Source organism: Neoaquamicrobium microcysteis (genome assembly GCF_008180155.1).
Taxonomy (GTDB): Bacteria; Pseudomonadota; Alphaproteobacteria; order Rhizobiales; family Rhizobiaceae; genus Aerobium; species Aerobium microcysteis.
Map to the genome: position 1 here is coordinate 298,116 of NZ_VSZS01000066.1, position 19,024 is coordinate 317,139.

Below are 19,024 nucleotides of genomic sequence, written 5' to 3' on the forward strand. Positions count from 1 at the left end.
GTCAGCCCGCCTCGCGTTTTGGCGAACCTGAGGAGGACGGCTTCTTTGCCTTGCCGCGCCTCGACTTCGCTTCGGCGGCCGCACTCTCGCGCAGCGCCTCCATGAGGTCGATCACCTTGCCGGTGCGCTGCTTCTTCGGCTTTTCGATCTCGCGGCCCTCGGCCTTGGCCTTGACCAGTTCTGCCAGAGCGGCGTCGTAGCGGTCGTCGAAGGCTGCCGGATCGAAATCGCCCTTCTTGGTGTCGATGATGTGCTTGGCTAGATCGAGCATCTCGCCCTTGATCTTCATCTTCGGCACGTTGGCGAACGCATCCTCGGCGGAGCGAACCTCGTAGTCGAAGTTCAGCGTGTTCGCCAGGAGACCACAGCCGCGTGGGCGGATGAGCACGCTGCGCACCCGACGAAACAGAACTGCTCGCGCCAGTGCGGCCACCTTCTTCTTGCGCATCCCCTCGCGGATCACCGCGAACGCGGCCTCGGCGGCCTCGTCGGCCGGCGTCAGGAAATAGGGTTTGTCGAAATAGGCGGTGTCGATCTCGTTGCAGGGGACGAAATTCTCGATCGACAGCGTCTTGTCGCCCTCCGGCACGGCGGCGGCGATCTCGTCCGGCTCGAGGATCACATAGCTGTTCTTCGCCGTTTCGTAACCCTTCACCTGATCGTCGCGATCGACGGGCTTGCCCGTCTGCTCATCGACATATTCGCGCCGGACGCGGTTTCCCGTCTTTCGGTTGACGATGTGGAAGGAGACACGCTCGGACGTGGTAGCCGCCGAATATAGCGCTACCGCACATGACAGTTCCCCCACGCTGAGGTGACCCTTCCAGATTGCACGTGTCGCCACCGATGGCTCCTACATCCGATCGCTTCAGCAGTCGGTTCCGTCCTGCTCGTCTTCTTCAGGCGCGGTCGCCACGGTTGCGGCATCTTCGTCCGGCTCGGCCGCCGGGGCCTGCGGACCTTCGATGGCGGTCTCACCGCTGATCGGGTCGAGGCCCGAAGCGACTTGCGGATGGTCATGCTGCGGCGATGAATCAAGCTCCTCGGACTGGCTGGTGCCGATGTTCGAGCCGCCGAGGCCTCCGGTGAAGCCGGTCGATCCAGATCCGCCGGGAGCCGTGCCGGCATCCGGGCCTGCAACAGGCTGGGTCTCGGACGTCGATTGCGACGCGGATTCTCCTGCGCCGGCATTTTGCGCAGCGTTGGCATCGTCGGCGTCCTCGCCGGACAGCGCGGCCTGCATATCGTCGGTATCGCCGGAAGGGGCTACGCCCGACAAGTCCACACAGTCGCCTCGCTCGGGCTGCACCTCGTCCTGTTGGGTCGGGGCCGCCTGTGCAGGCTGCTCCGTCGCTACTGGGGGTGGCGTCTGGGCGTAGACGAGTGGCGCCGTCATCATCGCTCCCGCCAGCGGGAGCGCAAACAGAATGCGTTTCATGTCATCCTCCGGTCGGTGGAGGCTAGAACACCTGAGACGCGGATTCGTTGCTAGACAACCTCGACCCGTGCGGCGCCAGCCTCGACCGAACCGACGATGGACGCCCGCGGATAGCCCGCCTGCCGGATGCGCGCCAGGAGAGTTTCGGCGTTGGCGGCATCGACCGACACAAGCAGCCCGCCCGAGGTCTGCGGGTCGGTGAGCAGGTGACGCTGCCACTCGGGCATATCAGCGGGCTGCTTGACGCCGTCCCCGTAGCTCTTCCAGTTGCGATGAGACGCGCCGGTGACAAAACCCGCCTGCGACAGGCTGGCCGCTTCGGTCAACAACGGCAGGGCGTCGAGTTGAAGCCGGATGGTCGCGCCAGCACCACGCGCCATCTCAAGCGAGTGCCCGAGAATGCCAAATCCGGTGACGTCCGTGAGCGCGCCGACGCTGGCATCCGCGCCGAGGTCCGAGCCGATGCGGTTGAGCTGCGTCGTCGAAGCGATCATTTCGTCATAGGCGGCTTCGGAAAGCTGGCCCTTCTTGATCGCAGCCGAATATATGCCGATACCGATGCCCTTCGTCAGAATGAGCCGGTCGCCGGGGCGGGCCACCGAGTTGCGCTTCACTTGGTTGGTCGGGCAGGTGCCTATGACGGCGAGGCCGTAGACCGGCTCGGGGCAGTCTATCGAATGGCCGCCGGCAACCGGTATCCCCGCCTGCGCGCAAATTGCAGCGCCACCGGCCAAAATTTGCCTTATGTCGGCCGGGTCCATCTTGTCGATGGGCATGCCCACGATGGCGAGCGCGAAAATGGGCGTTCCACCCATGGCATATACATCCGAGATCGCATTGGTCGCCGCGATGCGCCCGAAGGTTTCCGGGTCGTCCACCATGGGCATGAAGAAGTCGGTGGTGGCGATGATGGAGGTCTTGCCGTCGAGGTCCCATACGGCCGCATCGTCGGCCGTTTCCGTGCCGACGAGCAGGTTGGCGAACGGACCGGCCTTGGGCATCTCGCTCAAAAGATCGTGAAGGACGGCCGGCGCAAGCTTGCAGCCGCAGCCTCCGCCATGGGCAAGACTCGTCAGACGAGGCTTTTCAACGGGCGCGTGCATTGGAATCTCCCTTGTCAGGTCCGGCTTTGGCAATAGTTACCCGCATCAGCAACAACGTACAGTCGAATGCGGCGTTTCTTAAACTTGATTATGAGCGTCATCTTTTTGATCTTGTTTAATATAACATGAAATAAAGACTCATGTTTTACTTCTTTGACAGCGTATGGGTGCAACTGTAGCATTGCCTGCGAGTCCGATCAGGCGTGAGCGGGCAAGATGGTCAGAGGGAGGTCTCTGGATGAATATGGAAATCTCTCGGCGAAGCTTCCTGAAAGGAGCGGGCGCGGGCGTCGCAGTGACGACGATCGGCGCTTTCGGCTTCGGGGAAGCGGAAGCCGCTTTCGTGGAAGGGCTCAGGCCCTACAAGCTTGCCGGCACAACCGAGACGCGCAACACCTGCCCTTACTGCTCGGTGGCCTGCGGCGTCGTGATCTATTCGAAGGGCGACATCGAGCAGGGGACGGCCGAGGCCATCCACCTCGAAGGCGATGTCGATCATCCGACGAATCGCGGCACGCTTTGCCCGAAGGGTTCGGCGTTGCTCGACTTCATCAAGGCCGATACCCGCCTGATGAAGCCCAAAGTTCGCCGCGCCGGCTCCAACACCTTCGAGGAAATCTCCTGGGATGAGGCGCTGGACGGCATCGTGCGTCACATGAAGGACGATCGCGACGCCAACTTCATCGAGCGCAACATGGATGGCGTTCCGGTGAATCGCTGGACGACGACGGGCTTCCTGGCCGCGTCGGCCACGACCAACGAAACCGCGTTTCTGACTTACAAGGCCGTTCGTTCGGCCGGCATGGTGGCTTTCGACAACCAAGCGAGAGTCTGACACGGCCCCACGGTGTCCAGTCTGGGCCCAACATTCGGTCGTGGTGCAATGACAAATTCGTGGACCGACATTCGGAACACGGACCTGGTCGTAATCATGGGCGGCAATGCCGCCGAAGCGCATCCTTGCGGCTTCAAATGGGTCACGGAGGCGAAAGCCAATCGTGGCGCAAAGCTCATCGTCGTCGATCCGCGCTATACGCGCTCGGCCTCGGTGGCGGATTATTACGCGCCGATCCGGCAGGGCTCGGACATCGCGTTCCTTCTGGGCGTCATCAAATACTGCATCGACAACGACAAGGTGCAGTGGGACTACGTCAACGCGTTCACCAATGCCGCCTACCTCGTGAAGGAAGGCTTCACCTATCAGGACGGCCTGTTTACCGGTTACGACGCCGAAAAGCGTGAGTACGACCGCGCCACCTGGGACTACCAGATCGGCGAGGACGGCTACGTCCTCATGGACGAGACGCTTCAGGACCCGCGTTGCGTCTGGAACCTGCTGAAAGAGCATATCGCCATCTACACGCCTGAGATGGTGGAGCGAATCTGTGGCACCCCCAAGGACAAGTTCCTGAAGGTCGCCGAGATGATCTCGGAATGCTCGACGCCGACGAAGACGATGACGTCGATGTATGCGCTAGGCTGGACCCAACACTCCAAGGGCTCGCAGAACATCCGCTCCATGGCGATGCTGCAGCTCATTCTGGGCAACATCGGCGTGCGCGGCGGCGGCATGAATGCGCTGCGTGGGCACTCCAATATCCAGGGCCTGACCGACATCGGACTGATGTCGAACCTGATTCCCGGATATCTCAACATCCCGACGGAGCGTGAGGTCGATTATGCGACCTACATAGGCTCGCGCGGCTTCAAGCCGCTCCGGCCCAATCAGGTGAGCTACTGGCAGAACTATCCGAAGTTCTTCATCTCCTTCATGAAAGCGATGTGGGGCTCGGCGGCGACGCCGCAAAACGAGTTCGCCTACCACTACCTGCCGAAACTCGACCTGCCGGCCTATGACGTGCTGCGGGCTTTCGAGATGATGGATCAGGGGCAGATGCACGGTTATTTCTGCCAGGGCTTCAACCCGCTCCTGTCCTTCCCCGATCGCGGCAAGATCACCCGGTCGCTGTCGAAGCTGAAGTATCTGGTGGTCATGGACCCGCTGGAGACGGAGACGGCACGGTTCTGGGAGAACCACGGCGAGTTCAACGACGTGGATTCGGCATCGATCCAGACAGAGGTGTATCAGCTGCCGACGAGCTGCTTTGCAGAGGATGAAGGCGCGCTCGTCAACTCGGGCCGCTGGCTGCAATGGCACTGGCCGGCGCAGAACCTGCCGGGCGAGGCCAAGCACGACACCTGGATCATGGCGCAAATTCACCTGCGTCTGAAGAAGCTCTACCAGGAGGAGGGTGGCAAGTTCGCCGACCCGATCCTGAACCTGCACTGGCCCTATGCCGATCCAGGTGAGCCGACGGCGGACGAGATCGCACGCGAACTCAACGGTTACGCCGTGGAGACGCTGCGTGATCCCAACGACCCGACCAAGGTGCTCGTGGAAGCGGGGCAGCAGGTTCCGGGCTTTGCCGCCCTGCGTGACGACGGATCTACGGCTGCCGGCTGCTGGATTTATTCCGGCTGCTACAACCAGAATGGCAACAACATGGCGCGGCGGGACAATTCCGACCCCGACGCGACCGGCGCCTATCTCAACTGGGCGTTCTCTTGGCCGGCAAACAGGCGCATCCTGTACAACCGCGCGTCCGCCGATCTGGATGGCAAGGCGTGGGATCCCGAGCGCAAGCTGATCGAGTGGGACGGAGAGAAGTGGGCTGGCTATGACGTGCCGGATATCCCGCCGACCTCCAACCCACGCGAGGTAGGGCCGTTCATCATGAACCCGGAGGGGCAGTCGCGGCTGTTCAGCCGAGGCATGATGCGGGACGGGCCATTCCCTGCGCACTACGAGCCGTTCGAGTCGCCGGTCGTGAACGTTGTCGCGCCGGCGATCCGGGGCAATCCCGTTGCCCGCGTGTTCGAAAGCGACCGGGAGAGCTTCGGCGACGCAGACGAATTCCCCTATGCGGCGACCTCCTACCGGCTGACCGAGCACTTCCACTACTGGACGAAGCACGTCTGGGTGAACGCCGTTCTCCAGCCGGAATTCTTCGTCGAGATCTCGGAAGCGCTCGCAGAAGAGAAGGGCATCGAGAAGGGAGGCTGGTGCCGGGTCTGGAACAAGCGCGGCTCGGTCCATGCCAAGGCGGTGGTGACCAAGCGTATCCAAACGCTGATGTGCGACGGCAAGCCGGTGCATATCGTCGGCATTCCACTGCACTGGGGCTTCACGGGCGCGGCCAAGAACGGCATGGGCCCTAACTCGCTGACCCCGTTCGTGGGTGACGCAAACATCGAGACGCCCGAGTTCAAGGCGTTTCTCGTCAACATCGAGCCGTCCAACGGTCCGGCAACGGCATAAGGGAGGATTGAAAGATGACCATCAACGTCAATCCGCCCGTCGCTGCCGACACCACGATGCAGATGGGACCGCAGGACTACATTCGGCGGTCCGCATCCTCGGTGCCGGCCCCTGCGCGACAGCTCGAGCCGGTAGCCAAGCTCATCGACGTGTCGAAATGCATCGGCTGCAAGGCCTGCCAGTCGGCGTGTCTCGAATGGAACGATCTGCGCGAGGAGGTGGGCGTCAATACGGGGGTTTACGACAACCCGCACGACCTGACGCCCAACACCTTCACGCTGATGCGTTTCACCGAGTGGGTGAACCCGGAGACCGACAATCTCGAATGGCTGATCCGCAAGGACGGCTGCATGCATTGCGCCGATCCGGGTTGCCTCAAGGCATGTCCGGCCCCCGGCGCGATCGTGCAGTATTCCAACGGCGTCGTCGACTTCGTGAAGGAGAACTGCATCGGCTGCGGCTATTGCGTGAAGGGGTGCCCGTTCGACATTCCGCGCATCTCCAAGGTCGATAACCGCTCCTACAAGTGTACGCTTTGCTCCGACCGTATCGCGGTGGGCCAGGGGCCGGCCTGTGCCAAGGCATGCCCGACCAAGGCCATCGTGTTCGGCACCAAGGAGGAGATGAAGGCGCATGCGGCGGAGCGCATCGAGGATCTGAAGTCGCGCGGCTACAGCAATGCCGGACTCTACGACCCGCCGGGCGTTGGCGGAACGCATGTGATGTACGTGCTGCATCATGCCGACAAGCCGTCGATCTATGCCGGTCTGCCCGACGATCCGCGCATCTCGCCGCTGGTCGAGGCGTGGAAGGGCGTGACCAAATATGCCGGCCTCGCCCTTATGGGCTTTGCGGCCGCCGCCGGCTTCGTGCATATGGCGGTATCGGGGCGCAACCGCGTCACGGTGGAGGACGACGAGGAGGCGCGCCGGCTGGCGGAGCGGGCTCCGGGTGCAGCTCCGCTTGACCCGAGCAAGGAGCCCTCGGCATGACCGACGGTACCATGCATGGCCACAACCGGCCCGCACCGCACGTGACCAAGGCCGATATCGACCGAGGCGACCGGCTTCATGTCGGTCGCGAGGTTATCGTCGACCGCTATACGAAATGGGCACGCCTCAACCACTGGGTCACGGCGATCAGCCTGATCCTGCTGGCTCTTTCCGGGCTGGCGCTGTTTCACCCATCGCTGTTCTGGCTGACAAACCTGTTCGGCGGCGGGCAAATGACGCGGATGCTTCATCCGTGGTTCGGCGTGGTGCTGTTCTTCTCGTTTGCAGGATTGTTCATCCGGTTCTTCCGTCTCAACCTGCCCGCACGCGAGGATGCACAGTGGGCGGCGCGCATCGGCGACGTGCTCAAGGGCAATGAAGAAAAGCTTCCCGAAGTCGGCAAATACAATGCCGGCCAGAAGTTCGTCTTCTGGGCGATGTCGGTGCTGATCATGATACTGATCGCCTCCGGCCTCGGCATCTGGGAAGAATACTTCACCCAGTACCTCACGATCGAGCAGTTGCGCATCGCCGTGCTGGTTCATTCGATCGCAGCTGTCGCCATCATCTGCGTGTGGATTATCCACGTCTATGCAGCCTTCTGGGTGCAGGGCACGCTCAGCGCGATGACCCGCGGCACCGTCAGCGGCGGCTGGGCATGGCGACATCACCGCAAGTGGCTGCGTGCGCTGGCGGCATACGGCAAGCGGGACGACCGTCCGGACGAACCCAAGAGCTGACCTCAACCCGGGTAGCCTTGCGGCGAGGTCACCCCGAAATTCCCACTTGCGGTGGGCCGGCTTTCCGGCTCACCGCAAAACTGTCTAGAATGCCGCGTGGCCCGTGCGGCTCGTGGAGGAGCGAATGCCCCGCAAAATTCCCGTACCGGGAGATATCACGGCGATCGGCGAAGTCCGCACGCCGCCTTTCGCCCGCGTGCCGGACCCGGTGCGCCTTTTCGAACGGCGGTCAAATCGCTTTCGCCAGCTTTCCGGCCCTGACGGCATCGGACCCTATCTCGGCTTTCTCGCCGGGATCGCAGAGGCGCAGAAGCAGCTTGCCGAGACGTTGCCGGCTCCTGCGACGCTTGACGAAGCCAGGATGGAACGAGCCGCCGAGCACGCGATGCCGCCGCTCGATCGCAATGCCTTCCGGCCAGACGCCGCTTTCGGCTCGCTGAGCGATGAGCTTTTCGGCGCGCTGCAAAAGGTCGGCAAACCGGCCGCCGCGCAGGCTGCACTCTCGGCGGTGAACACTGCTTCGGAAGACCGCATCGCCGCCATGGTCGCCGACCTGATGGCGGATTCCGTGCCTGCCGAGGCGATGGCGGAATATGCGTACGTCGCCGCCGCGCTGCAGCTTCACTTCGTTCGCGCGGCCTCGACGCTGGCGGAACGGCAACTCAAGCCGGTGGGCGACGGAGCCTGCCCGGCATGCGGCGGGCCGCCGGTCAGTTCGCTCATTGTCGGCTGGCCGCAGGCTGGCGGGTCCAGGTTCTGCTCCTGCGCCCTATGCGGCACGCTATGGCATCATGTGCGCATCAAATGCGCCATCTGCTCTTCCACCAAGGGTATCCGCTACAAGGAGATCGAGGACGGGCCGGGCACGATCAAGGCCGAAACATGCGACGAGTGCGGGTGCTACGTCAAAATCATGAACCAGCAAAAGGATGTTTCGCTGGACCCGTTCGCCGACGATGTCGGCAGTCTCGGCATCGACCTTTTGATGCGCGACACCAAATACCGTCGCGGAGCGTTCAACCCGTTCCTCTTGGGATATTGAGGCCGCGACCCCATGAACGAAAGCTTCCGCGCCATCCCTTCGGTCGACACCGTGCTGAAATCGGCAGCCGGGCTGGCGGCGATCGACGCATATGGCCGGACTGAAGCGACCGCGCGCATCCGGCTGGTGCTCGACGCGGAGCGCAAGTCCGCGCGCGAAGGCCGTTCGCTACGCGATGCCGAAGCGGTCGGCGCGCTCGCGCTTTCGCAACTCGAAGCATCTTCGGTCGGTTCGTTGCGGCCCGTCTTCAACCTGACAGGCACGGTGCTGCACACCAATCTGGGACGGGCCTTGCTGGCCGATGCTGCCGTCGAGGCTGCCGCCGAAGCGATGCGCTCCGCCGTAGCGCTGGAGTTCGAGCTCGAAACCGGCAAGCGGGGCGAGCGCGACGACCATCTCCGTTCGCTGATCTGCGACCTCACCGGCGCGGAAGATGCGACGGTGGTCAACAACAACGCCGCGGCCGTTCTGCTGACCCTCAACACGCTTGCGGGCCATGGCGGCGGCGCGATCGTCTCGCGCGGCGAGCTCATCGAGATCGGCGGCGCGTTCCGCATGCCCGACATCATGGCGCGAGCCGGGGCCAAGCTGATGGAGGTCGGCACGACCAACCGGACGCACGAGAAAGACTACAAGGCCGCGCTGTCGCAGGAAGGCGTGGCGCTCGTGCTCAAGGTGCACACTTCCAACTATCGGGTGGAAGGTTTTACCAAGGAGGTAGAGGCCCAGACACTGGCGAAACTTTCGGCTGCTGCGGGCGTGCCGCTGGTCAATGACCTCGGATCGGGCACGCTGGTCGACCTGACCAGATGGGGGTTGCGGCCGGAGCCGACGGTGGGCGAAGCCGTGCGCGAGGAGGCCGATATCGTCACGTTCTCGGGCGACAAGCTGCTCGGCGGTCCGCAGGCCGGTTTCATCGTCGGGCGCAAAGACCTCATCTCTGCGATCAACCGCAACCCGATGAAAAGGGCGCTGCGTGTCGACAAGATCAGGCTTGCCGCGCTGGAGGCGACGCTGAAGCTCTATCGAGACCCGGACCGGCTTGCCGAGCGCCTGCCGACGCTGCGGTTGCTAGCGCGCAAGCGTGACGAGATCGCCGCGATGGCAAATGCGCTCAAGCCTCATGCCGTGCGCGCTGCGGGGGGGCTGTTCCAGGTCGAGGTGGTGGATTGCGCGAGCCAGATAGGGTCGGGTGCGCTGCCGCTCGATACGCTTGCTTCGGTAGGCCTGTCGTTCCGCCCGGTCGATGGCAGCGGTAGCGCCATCGACCGGTTGGCAACCGCTCTGCGTGGTCTGCCGGTTCCGGTCGTGGGGCGCATTGCCGACGGCGCTCTGATCCTCGACCTTCGTTGTCTGGAGGATACCGCGGCGTTCGCCGCCAATCTCGACAGGCTCTCCGATGGGCTGGCTTGATCGGCTCAAACGTGGCGCCGCGCCGGGCGATCCGATGGCGGCGGCGTTGGCCGCTGCGCGTGCCGGCGATTATGCGACCGCGCTGTCGATATGGGAGCCGATGGCGCGGGCCGGCAATGCCCGGGCACAAAACAACATAGCGGCATGTTTTTCGGGCGGGCACGGCGTGAACGAAAATGCCGAACTGGCGGCCCAGTGGCTTGCGCTATCGGCGGCATCCGGCGATCCGGTCGGGCAGCGCAATCTGGCCACCCTGCATTTTCGTGGCGAGGGTGTCGCCCAGGACGATGACGAGGCCATACGGCTCTACAGGCTGGCTGCCGGCCAGGGCGATGCTACCGCGCAGGACATGCTTTCCTGGATGCTGGCGGAGCAGGGGGCATACGAGGAGGCCCGCGCCTTTGCCGAGAAAGCTGCTGCGCAGGGAATAGCTGCGTCGATGACGCGGCTGGGCAATCTCTACTACAATGCCCTCGGTGTGGGCCGGGATGCCGTGCTGGCGGTGCAATGGTGGGAGAAGGCGGCCCCGCTCGGCGATGCCGACGCTCAGGCCATGCTGGGCGCAGCCTACCTGACGAGCGGTGGTGTCGCCGCCGATCCGCTGACGGCGATGACGTGGCTGCTGCGGGCGCGCAAGGGCGGCTCCGTTCTTGCGCACAAGTTCATAGCGGCGGCCACCGCGCAGCTTTCACCGGAGCAGCGCGAAGAGGCGGAAAGGCAAGCTGCCCAGCCGCTGCAGCACGCCGGTCTGCCATGATCGTCGGCACCGCAGGACATATCGATCACGGCAAGAGCGCGCTTGTGCGGGCGCTGACCGGCGTGGAGACCGATCGCCTCAAGGAAGAGAAGGCGCGGGGTATCTCCATCGACCTCGGCTTTGCCTATCGGACGCTGGCCAATGGGGCTCGGGTCGGGTTCATCGACGTGCCTGGCCACGAGCGTTTCATTCACACGATGCTCGCGGGAGCTGGCGGCATCGACTTTGCGCTGCTGGTCGTGGCGGCTGACGATGGGGTGATGCCGCAGACGCGCGAGCATCTGGCAATCCTGGACCTGCTGGGCGTGACGCGTGGTGTCGTCGGCATCACCAAGGCGGACCTGGCAAGCGAAGAAAGACTGCTCGCGGTCGAGATTGAGGTCGAAACGCTGGTGGCCGGCACGTCGCTGGCGGGGGCCGATGTGTTGTGCGTGTCGAGCCTCACCGGAGCGGGCATCGCGGCGCTGGAGGAGAGGCTGGCGGACGAGGCGCTTGCCGTGGGCAGGCATAACGCCGACGGACGGTTCAGGCTGGCGGTCGATCGATCCTTCATCCTGCAGGGTGCCGGCACGGTGGTGACGGGAACGGTGCTGTCGGGCAAGATCGGCATCGGTGATGTAGTGACGATCAGCCCCAGCGGTCTTTCGGCGCGCGTGCGCTCGATCCATGCGCAGAACGAAAAAGCCGAGCGCGGACGGGCGGGCGACCGGTGCGCGCTCAACCTTGCCGGCGAGGCTATCGGCCGTGACGTCATCTCGCGGGGCGACATGGTGGTCGATCCGGCGCTGCATGCACCCACGCAGCGGATCGATGCCGAGCTCGACGTACTGGCGGGTGAGCCGCGCCCTGTCGGGCAATGGTTTCCGGTGCACCTGCATCACGCCGCGGCAGAAGTACCGGCCCGGATCGTGTTGCTTGGCGACCAGCCGTTGCAGCCTGGGGACAAGGCTCTCGTCCAACTTGTGCTCGACCGGCCGATAGCCGCTGCCGTGGGGGACCGGTTCGTAGTGCGCGACACGTCCGCCCAGCGTACCATCGGCGGTGGCCGCTTCCTCGACCTGCGTGCACCGGCACGGCGCAGGCGCTCGCCCGAGCGGCAGGCGCAGTTGCGGGCGCTCGCAATGAGTGGCCCGGCGGATGCGCTTTCCGCCCTTCTTGAAACGCCGCCATTTCACGTCGATCTTGACCGGTTCGCACGCGATCGGGGGCTGAGCGAGGAACAGACGGCGACGCTCGCGCAAAACGTCATACGCATTCCACCCGACACCGGAGCGGTCGCCATGACGCCCGCGCGCTGGTTGCGGCTGCGCCAGCGCATTCTGGCAGACCTTCAGGCCTATCACGACCAAAACCCGGATCAGCCCGGCATCGGCCTCGAAAGGCTGCGCATGATGGGAGAGGTGAGGCCGCCCGCCCCGGTCTTCAAGCTGATGCTTCAGGGGCTGCAACGGCAAGGCGAAGTCTCTCTGGACGGTGCCTGGGTGCGACTGCCGGATCATGTCGTGCGCTTTGCGCCGGACGAGGAAACGATCTGGCAGGAGGTGCAACCGCACCTGACGGGTACGGAGCGGTTTCGCCCTCCGCGAACGCGCGATTTCGCGGTGATGTTCGATCTGGACGAGCAGAAGATGCGCGCGATCCTCAAACGGGCTAGCCGGATGGGGCTGGTTCACGAGGTGGCGCACGACGCGTTCTTTGCCCGGCGCGTGGTTGCCGAGATCGTGGAAATCCTTCGCGACGTGGCTACCCACAAGCCGAAGGGAGAGTTTGTCGCGGCCGATCTGCGTGACCGGTTGGAAAACGGCCGCAAGGTCTCTATTGAGATACTGGAGTTCCTCGATCGCCATGGGGTCACACTGCGGCGGGGCGTCCTGCGGCGGTTGAACCCACACCGTCTGGACCTGTTCGGTGCGTCGGCGGCAACCGATATTGGAAGAGAAGCGTCCCCGGTGGGGCGTCCGGACTTCAAATCCGGGTGGGGCCGTGAGACGGTCCCAGGTGGGTTCGACTCCCACTCTCCTCCGCCAGCTTCACGGAAGAACGCATGAGCGAAGACCATCCCTTCATCGCCGGGCTGTGCGACGACGCGCGCAAGTGCGAGGAAGCCGAGAGCGAGTTTCGCCGCACGATGAACACGCGGGTGGCCGAACTTGCCGAGGCGCGGGCGTTCGCCAACCGCCGCATGAACGTGATGCGGTCGCTGTTCGAGACCGTCTCGCGTGCCGGGGAGGAGGACGTCGCGGTCGCGGATGCCGTTTCTGCGCTCAGAAACCGGCTCGGCTGGCGCGACGACAGCGATGCCCGCACCGAAGTTCTTGCCGAATATTCCAAGGTCGCGCAGGCAGCCTTCGCTGCAACGCATGTGGACGCTGAGGGTGACGGAGAGGGAGAGCCGCGCGACGTCTCGGCAGCATTGGCGGATTTCGAGGCCTGGTATCTCGAAGCGCGTGCAAAGCCGTTCTGGGTGCTGTTCGAGCACTACATGCCGGAGACCCAGCTTGTCGATTTCTGACGCCCGCCCGAGCCGGTTCGATGGATGGTTGCCGGCCGAATATGCCGAACGCGGCGATTTCACGGTGCTGGTCGTGCTCGTCGCCATTCAAGGCGCATCGATCGAACTTCTGCGCTCCACCTTTATGAACGTCATTGGTAATGAAACCCGCTGGCGCGACGTACGCGATCTTTTCGAAAGTGCGGGCGTGAAATGGGACGGGGCAGCCTTCTTCCCGGTCAGCGCGTTCTTTGCCGGGCCGGTTGAGAACGAGATCGCGCGTTCCGAACTGCGCGATCTGGAAGCACGCCTTCGCGAGGATCGGCGCGTCCTCAACGAGGGTCATTTCTTCGACCGAAAGGGGAGGCGCATGAAGGTCGAGGAGATCGTTCACTAACTGGAGCTGCGCCTAAGCGATGGTCGCCTCGATGCGCTCCTTGCCCTCCATGATGACCGCTACGACGGCCTTCGCCGCACCGTCCGGATCGTTACTCTCGATCGCTTCGGCGATCATCAGATGCTTCGCGGCCGCGTTATCCTGCCGCGCACGCTCGCCATAGGGAGAGCTGATGCGGAAGCTGGTTACCAGCGCCGCCTCGATCAGCGCGCCGACAGAATACATGAAGGGGTTCTTCGAGCCTTCGAGCAGCGCCATATGGAAATCCAGATCGGCAAGCGCGAATGCTTCCATCGAGTCCGCCTCGGCCATCTTTCCGGCCTGCAAGCGCATGCGACCGATGTCGTCCCCGGTTGCGCGGGTGCAGGCGAGGCGCGCGGCGAACGGCTCGAACGACATGCGCATCTCGGACAGGTAGCCGAGAAAGTCTCGATCCGCGCCCTTCTCCAAATGCCAGCGCAGCACGTCGGAATCGAAGTAGTTCCAGGTCGAGCGGTCGGTGACGCGCGTGCCGATCCGCGCCTTGGCAACGATGAGGCCCTTGGCAGCGAGCGTCTTCATCGCCTCGCGCAGGACGGTGCGCGAAACGCCGAAGCGCACGGCAAGCTCCGCATCGCCCGGCAGGATCACGCCCTCGCCATAGGTGCCGGAGACGATTGCCGTACCGATGCCGTCCACCACAAGCGCGTGACTGTTGCGGACGGATTGACCCGAGATGGCGGCCTTCAGCATCGCATTCAACGTCCGCCGGCGGTGCCGGCACTACGCCCGGTGAGACCGACCAGACCCTTTTGCAACACGATGAAGCCCAGGAGGAGAGCGCCGATCACGATCTTCGTCCACCAGCTCGAAAGCGTCCCGTCGAAGGTGATGTAGGTCTGGATCAATCCCATGATGAGCACGCCAATCAACGTTCCTGCCACGAAGCCGCTTCCGCCGGTCAGCAGGGTTCCGCCGATCACGACGGCCGCGATCGCATCCAGTTCCACCCCCACGGTGGCCAGGGAGTAGCCCGCGGAGGTGTAGAAGGAGAAGACGATGCCCGAAAGTCCCGCCAGAAGTCCCGAAAGAGCGTAGATGAGGACGGTGGTGCGCGCAACCGGCACGCCCATGAGCCGGGCCGTCTGCACACCGCCGCCGAGCGCGAAGACGTTGGTGCCGAAGCGGGTGCGATGTGCGAGCAGGATGCCGGCGAGGAACACCAGCAGCATCATTCCGCCGATGAGCGTCAGCCTTCCCTTGCCGGGCATCAGCCAGTAGGTGCTCTGGACCCATTCGTAGAACGGGTGGACGATCGGCACGGAATCGACGGACAAGACATAGGCCATCCCGCGCGCCAGGAACATGCCGGCCAGCGTGACGATGAAGGGCGGCATCTGCAAGGCGTGTATGGTGAGCCCCATCGCCGCGCCGAACAGCGTGGTAATCGACAGCAGCAGTGCGAAGACGGGCAGGGGGTGCATGCTCGTGTCGCGCAGCATCACGGCGATGAAGACGCCGGAAAAGGCTATGACGGAGCCTACAGACAGGTCTATGCCGCCTGACAGAATGACGAATGTCATGCCCACGGCCACGATGCCGAGGAAGGCGTTGTCGGTCAGCAGATTTCCGATCACACGCGTCGACAGCATCGCCGGAAACTGGATGTAGCAGATCGCGTAGGCGATGAGGAAAATCACCACCGTTGCATAGAAGGGCAGCATGCGCGCGTTCATGGTGATCGCCTCGCGAAGCTGAACAGCACGCCCGCGCCGTGAATCGCAGGCGACTGCACGACCAGGATGACCAGCACGATCACGGCCTTGATGACGAGGTTGAATTCGGGCGGGAACCCAGCGACCAGAATGCCCGTGTTCACGGACTGTATGATGATCGCGCCGATCAGCGACGCGACCAGGGAGAAGCCGCCGCCCAGAAGCGAGTTGCCGCCGATCACGACGGCGAGAATTGCGTCCAGCTCGAGAAACAGGCCGGCATTGTTGGCATCCGCTCCACGAATGTCTGCCGCGACGATGATGCCGGCCATCGCCGCGCATAGGCCAGAAACCATGTAGACGGTGACGAGCAGCAGCCGTGCGTTCACCCCCGCGAGCATGCTGGCCCGGCGGTTGACGCCGACGGCCTCGATCAGCATTCCGAGTGCGGTGCGCCGCACCAGCAGCGTGACCAGCGCGCCCATCGAGAGCCAGATCACGACCGGCGTCGGCAGACCGAGCAAGTTGCCGGAGCCAAGGAACGCAAGACCGTCATTGGTGAACGTAAGGATGGTGCCTTCCGTGACGAGCTGGGCGATGCCGCGGCCTGCCACCATCAGGATAAGCGTCGCGACGATCGGCTGAATGCCGACGACTGCCACGAGCACGCCGTTCCACAAACCGCAGGCCAGGCCCGCGCCCAGCGCCATCAACAGCGTGGCCGGCAAGCCGTAGCCGGCGGTGATGGCGCTTGCGGCGATTGCTCCGCAGATGGCCATGACCGCGCCGACCGACAGATCGATGCCGCCCGTGGCGATCACCAGCGTCATGCCGATGGCCAGCAGCGCCACCGGCGCGCCGCGATTGAGAATGTCGATAGGGCTGCCGTAAAGACGCCCGTTGGCAAAAGAGAGGTCGAAGAAGCCGGGAAAGACGAAGCCTATCAGCAGGAGCACGACTGCCAGCGTCGCGATCTGGGGCGCCACACGCCTGAGGAACCGCATCGTGCCGTTCATTGCGCAGCCTCTAGGTTTGTCGGCCTTGCGATGGCGCTGACGATACGATCCGTGGTGATGTCCTGCCCCACGAGCGCCGCGACATGCGCGCGGTCGCGAACGACGATGACGCGGTGGCTGTAGGCGACCAGTTCATCGAGCTCCGACGATATCACCAGAAGCGACATGCCGTTGGCACACAGTTCCTCGATCATGCGAATGATCTCGGCATGTGCGCCGACATCAATGCCGCGCGTGGGCTCGTCAAGGATAAGAAATTCGGGATTGGTTGCGAGCCAGCGCGCGAGCAGCACCTTCTGCTGGTTGCCGCCCGACAACTGACCGATGGGCTTTTCCGCATCCGGGGTGCGTATGTCGAGCCTGCGAATGTAGTCGTCGGCCATCTCGCGCTGCCGGCGGCGCGGGATGCGGCGCGACCAGCCGATGCGGGCCTGCAGCGCCAGCACGATGTTCTCGCGCACGCTCATGTCGGCGATAATGCCGCTGGTCTTTCGGTCCTCCGGCGAGAAACCGAAACCGGCGGCGATCGCATCGCGCGGGGAGGCGAGCCGCAGCACCTTGCCGTTCTTCGTTACCGAACCGCTGTCCTTCGGCGCGGCGGCGAACATGAGTTCGGCGGTCTCGGTTCGCCCCGATCCCAGCAAGCCCGCCACGCCGACGACCTCGCCACGATGAACGTCCAGATCGAACGGCGCGATGGCGCCGCTGCGCCCTGTGCCCGAGAAACGGATACGCGGCTCGGCGGCATAGTCGATCCCGGTGCGACCGTGGTCTCGCGTCTCTTCGGCAAGCTCGCGACCCAGCATCATGTTGACGAGTTGCAGACGGTCGAGCCCTGCGACATCGCGCACGCCGACAAGCCGGCCGTTGCGCAGGACCGTGAGGCGGTCCGAGATCTCAAAAACCTGATCCAGGAAGTGGGAGATGAAGACGATCCCGAGGCCCTCCCGCCTCAGGCCGCGTATCACGTCGAACAGCATTCGAACCTCGTCGCGATCGAGGCTGGCGGTCGGTTCGTCGAGGATCAGCACCTTGCCGGACAGGGAGACGGCGCGGGCTATGGCCACGATCTGCTGGATGGCGACGGAGTAGGTGTCGAGGTTGCGGGCGACGTCGATGTCCAGCCCGTAGCGGCTGAGCATTTCGCGCCCCTCACCATTCATGGCCTTGCGGGCAATGAAGCCGAACCGCCGTGGCTGACGACCGAGCAACAGGTTTTCGGCGACCGTCAAGTTGGGAAGCAGGTTCACTTCCTGATAGACGGTCCCGATGCCGAGGCTCTGCGCGTCCAGCGTGTTGTGCGGATCGATGCTTGCGCCGTCGAGTCGGATATCGCCCGCATCGCGACGATAGGCGCCGGTAAGGCACTTTATGAGTGTCGACTTGCCAGCGCCGTTTTCGCCAAGCAGCGCGTGGACCTCGCCGGCGTGCAGCTCGAAATCAACGCCGTCCAGCGCCCTTGTGCCCGGGAATGTCTTTGTGAGCCCGCTGGCGGTCAGCAGGGTGGAGGCTTGGCCTGACGTCACGATCCCGCCCGGTGTTTCATTGTGAGGGCCGCCGAAGCAGCATCAACACGGCCGGCAGCGGTCGCTGCCGGCCACGTCGTGAATGTCAGTAGCCGAGGCCCTTCTTCTCCTCGTAGACCTTCATCGGATCATCCTTCTGGGTGTAGAGCTTGGACTCCGTCTGGATGAATTTCGGCGGCACGGTGCCTCCGTCCATGAAGGCCGCGAGCGCGTCGAAGGCCGGGCCGGCCATGTTGGGGGTCAGTTCCACGGTGGCGTTGGCTTCGCCTGCGGCCATGGCCTGGAAGATGTCCGGCACGGCGTCGATCGACACGACGAGAATGTCCGAACCAGGCTTGAGGCCCGCTTCCTTGATAGCCTGGATGGCGCCCACCGCCATGTCGTCGTTGTGGGCATAAAGCGCGCAGATGTTCTTGCCGCCGTTCTCGGCCTTCAGGAAGCTTTCCATGACTTCCTTGCCTTTGGCGCGGGTGAAGTCGCCCGTCTGGCTGCGCACGATCTTGATGTTGTCGTGCCCGGCAATGCCTTCCTCGAATCCGGCCTTGCGCTTGATGGCGGGAGACGAACCGGTAGTGCCCTGAAGTTCGACGACATTGCATTCCTTGTCGCCCACCTCACCCACCAGCCACTCGCCTGCAACGACGCCTTCGTGGTGGAGGTCGGATCCGACCGCGGTGAGATAGAGGTCGTCGGATGAATCGACCTGACGGTCGAGCAGCACGACGGGAATGTCGGATTCCTGCGCTTCCTTGAGCACGGCGTCCCAGCCGGTCGCGACGACCGGCGCGAGAAGGATCGCGTCGACGCCCTGCGCGATGAAGGAGCGGATCGCGCGGATCTGGTTTTCCTGTTTCTGCTGGGCGTCGGCGAATTTTAGGTCGATGCCGCGCTTTTCCGCCTCCTGGCGGGTGAGCGTGGTCTCGGCGGCACGCCAGCCGGATTCCGAGCCGATCTGCGAGAACCCGATGGTCTGGGCCACAACGGCGGACGAAAAGAAGGTCATGGACGCGAGAATGCTCGCGCCAAGCAGCGTCTTGGCAAACATGAATTCCTCCCAAATGAGGGCGATGGAGCCCATGAATTAAAAAATCATACT

At 63.9% G+C, this 19,024-nt stretch carries 16 protein-coding genes, 1 tRNA gene and 1 pseudogene; 10 read left to right on the top strand and 8 right to left on the bottom strand.

Annotated features, from left to right (window positions below; all coding sequences use genetic code 11):
* Window position 1: 1 nt before the first annotated feature.
* Genes ku through selD form a run of 3 tightly spaced genes read right to left on the bottom strand, consistent with a single transcriptional unit; the run spans window position 2 to window position 2,541 of the window.
* On the bottom strand, window positions 2-844 hold the full coding sequence (gene ku, locus FY036_RS18520; protein WP_148916239.1) for a non-homologous end joining protein Ku: 843 nt from the start codon (window positions 842-844) through the stop codon (window positions 2-4).
* Window positions 845-868: 24 nt separating this feature from the next.
* On the bottom strand, window positions 869-1,438 hold the full coding sequence (locus FY036_RS18525) for a hypothetical protein (protein ID WP_148916240.1): 570 nt from the start codon (window positions 1,436-1,438) through the stop codon (window positions 869-871).
* Between the two features lie 50 nt (window positions 1,439-1,488).
* Window positions 1,489-2,541 carry a selenide, water dikinase SelD gene (selD, locus tag FY036_RS18530; protein WP_148916241.1) on the bottom strand — a complete coding sequence of 351 codons (1,053 nt, stop codon included), beginning with the start codon at window positions 2,539-2,541 and terminating at the stop codon, window positions 1,489-1,491.
* 238 nt (window positions 2,542-2,779) lie between these two features.
* Here selD and fdnG point away from each other — a divergent pair, with 238 nt between their 5' ends.
* The 10 genes and pseudogenes from fdnG (at window position 2,780) to FY036_RS18580 (ending at window position 13,692) form a co-directional block, all read left to right on the top strand.
* The gene (gene fdnG / locus FY036_RS18535) at window positions 2,780-5,860 is read left to right on the top strand and encodes a formate dehydrogenase-N subunit alpha (protein WP_148916242.1); all 3,081 of its coding nucleotides are present in this window, start codon (window positions 2,780-2,782) and stop codon (window positions 5,858-5,860) included.
* A gap of 14 nt (window positions 5,861-5,874) precedes the next feature.
* Entirely contained in the window at window positions 5,875-6,852 is a 978-nt protein-coding gene (gene fdxH, locus FY036_RS18540) for a formate dehydrogenase subunit beta (protein WP_148916243.1), read from the top strand.
* A gap of 41 nt (window positions 6,853-6,893) precedes the next feature.
* Window positions 6,894-7,592, top strand: coding sequence for a formate dehydrogenase subunit gamma (locus FY036_RS18545; RefSeq protein WP_148916305.1), 699 nt, complete (start codon window positions 6,894-6,896; stop codon window positions 7,590-7,592).
* 124 nt (window positions 7,593-7,716) lie between these two features.
* On the top strand, window positions 7,717-8,634 hold the full coding sequence (fdhE, locus tag FY036_RS18550; protein WP_148916244.1) for a formate dehydrogenase accessory protein FdhE: 918 nt from the start codon (window positions 7,717-7,719) through the stop codon (window positions 8,632-8,634).
* Window positions 8,635-8,646: 12 nt separating this feature from the next.
* Window positions 8,647-10,047: an L-seryl-tRNA(Sec) selenium transferase gene (gene selA / locus FY036_RS18555; protein WP_148916245.1), complete on the top strand. Its 1,401-nt coding sequence runs from the start codon at window positions 8,647-8,649 to the stop codon at window positions 10,045-10,047.
* The gene (locus FY036_RS18560; protein ID WP_148916246.1) at window positions 10,034-10,804 is read left to right on the top strand and encodes a tetratricopeptide repeat protein; all 771 of its coding nucleotides are present in this window, start codon (window positions 10,034-10,036) and stop codon (window positions 10,802-10,804) included. Before selA ends, FY036_RS18560 begins: the two co-directional genes overlap by 14 nt.
* Window positions 10,801-12,627 (top strand): annotated as a pseudogene (gene selB / locus FY036_RS18565) (selenocysteine-specific translation elongation factor); the annotation flags it as partial. The gene FY036_RS18560 and the pseudogene selB, both read left to right, overlap by 4 nt.
* A gap of 108 nt (window positions 12,628-12,735) precedes the next feature.
* Window positions 12,736-12,831 (top strand) — tRNA-Sec (locus tag FY036_RS18570).
* A gap of 17 nt (window positions 12,832-12,848) precedes the next feature.
* Window positions 12,849-13,316, top strand: coding sequence for a hypothetical protein (locus FY036_RS18575; RefSeq protein ID WP_148916247.1), 468 nt, complete (start codon window positions 12,849-12,851; stop codon window positions 13,314-13,316).
* Complete coding sequence (locus tag FY036_RS18580) at window positions 13,303-13,692, top strand: hypothetical protein (RefSeq protein WP_148916248.1); 390 nt, start codon at window positions 13,303-13,305, stop codon at window positions 13,690-13,692. The genes FY036_RS18575 and FY036_RS18580 overlap by 14 nt, the downstream gene beginning before the upstream one ends.
* 12 nt (window positions 13,693-13,704) lie before the next feature.
* Here FY036_RS18580 and FY036_RS18585 read toward each other — a convergent pair whose 3' ends face one another.
* The 5 genes from FY036_RS18585 to ytfQ all read right to left on the bottom strand — a co-directional run bounded on the left by FY036_RS18585 (window position 13,705) and on the right by ytfQ (window position 18,973).
* Window positions 13,705-14,424 carry a FadR/GntR family transcriptional regulator gene (locus FY036_RS18585; protein WP_148916249.1) on the bottom strand — a complete coding sequence of 240 codons (720 nt, stop codon included), beginning with the start codon at window positions 14,422-14,424 and terminating at the stop codon, window positions 13,705-13,707.
* 5 nt (window positions 14,425-14,429) lie between these two features.
* Window positions 14,430-15,407, bottom strand: coding sequence for a galactofuranose ABC transporter, permease protein YjfF (gene yjfF, locus FY036_RS18590; RefSeq protein ID WP_148916250.1), 978 nt, complete (start codon window positions 15,405-15,407; stop codon window positions 14,430-14,432).
* Window positions 15,404-16,402, bottom strand: a complete 999-nt coding sequence (locus tag FY036_RS18595) for an ABC transporter permease (RefSeq protein WP_148916251.1) — start codon at window positions 16,400-16,402, stop codon at window positions 15,404-15,406. Before FY036_RS18595 ends, yjfF begins: the two co-directional genes overlap by 4 nt.
* On the bottom strand, window positions 16,399-17,928 hold the full coding sequence (locus FY036_RS18600; protein WP_148916252.1) for a sugar ABC transporter ATP-binding protein: 1,530 nt from the start codon (window positions 17,926-17,928) through the stop codon (window positions 16,399-16,401). The genes FY036_RS18595 and FY036_RS18600 overlap by 4 nt, the downstream gene beginning before the upstream one ends.
* Before the next feature lie 85 nt (window positions 17,929-18,013).
* On the bottom strand, window positions 18,014-18,973 hold the full coding sequence (ytfQ, locus tag FY036_RS18605) for a galactofuranose ABC transporter, galactofuranose-binding protein YtfQ (protein WP_148916253.1): 960 nt from the start codon (window positions 18,971-18,973) through the stop codon (window positions 18,014-18,016).
* Window positions 18,974-19,024 lie beyond the last annotated feature (51 nt).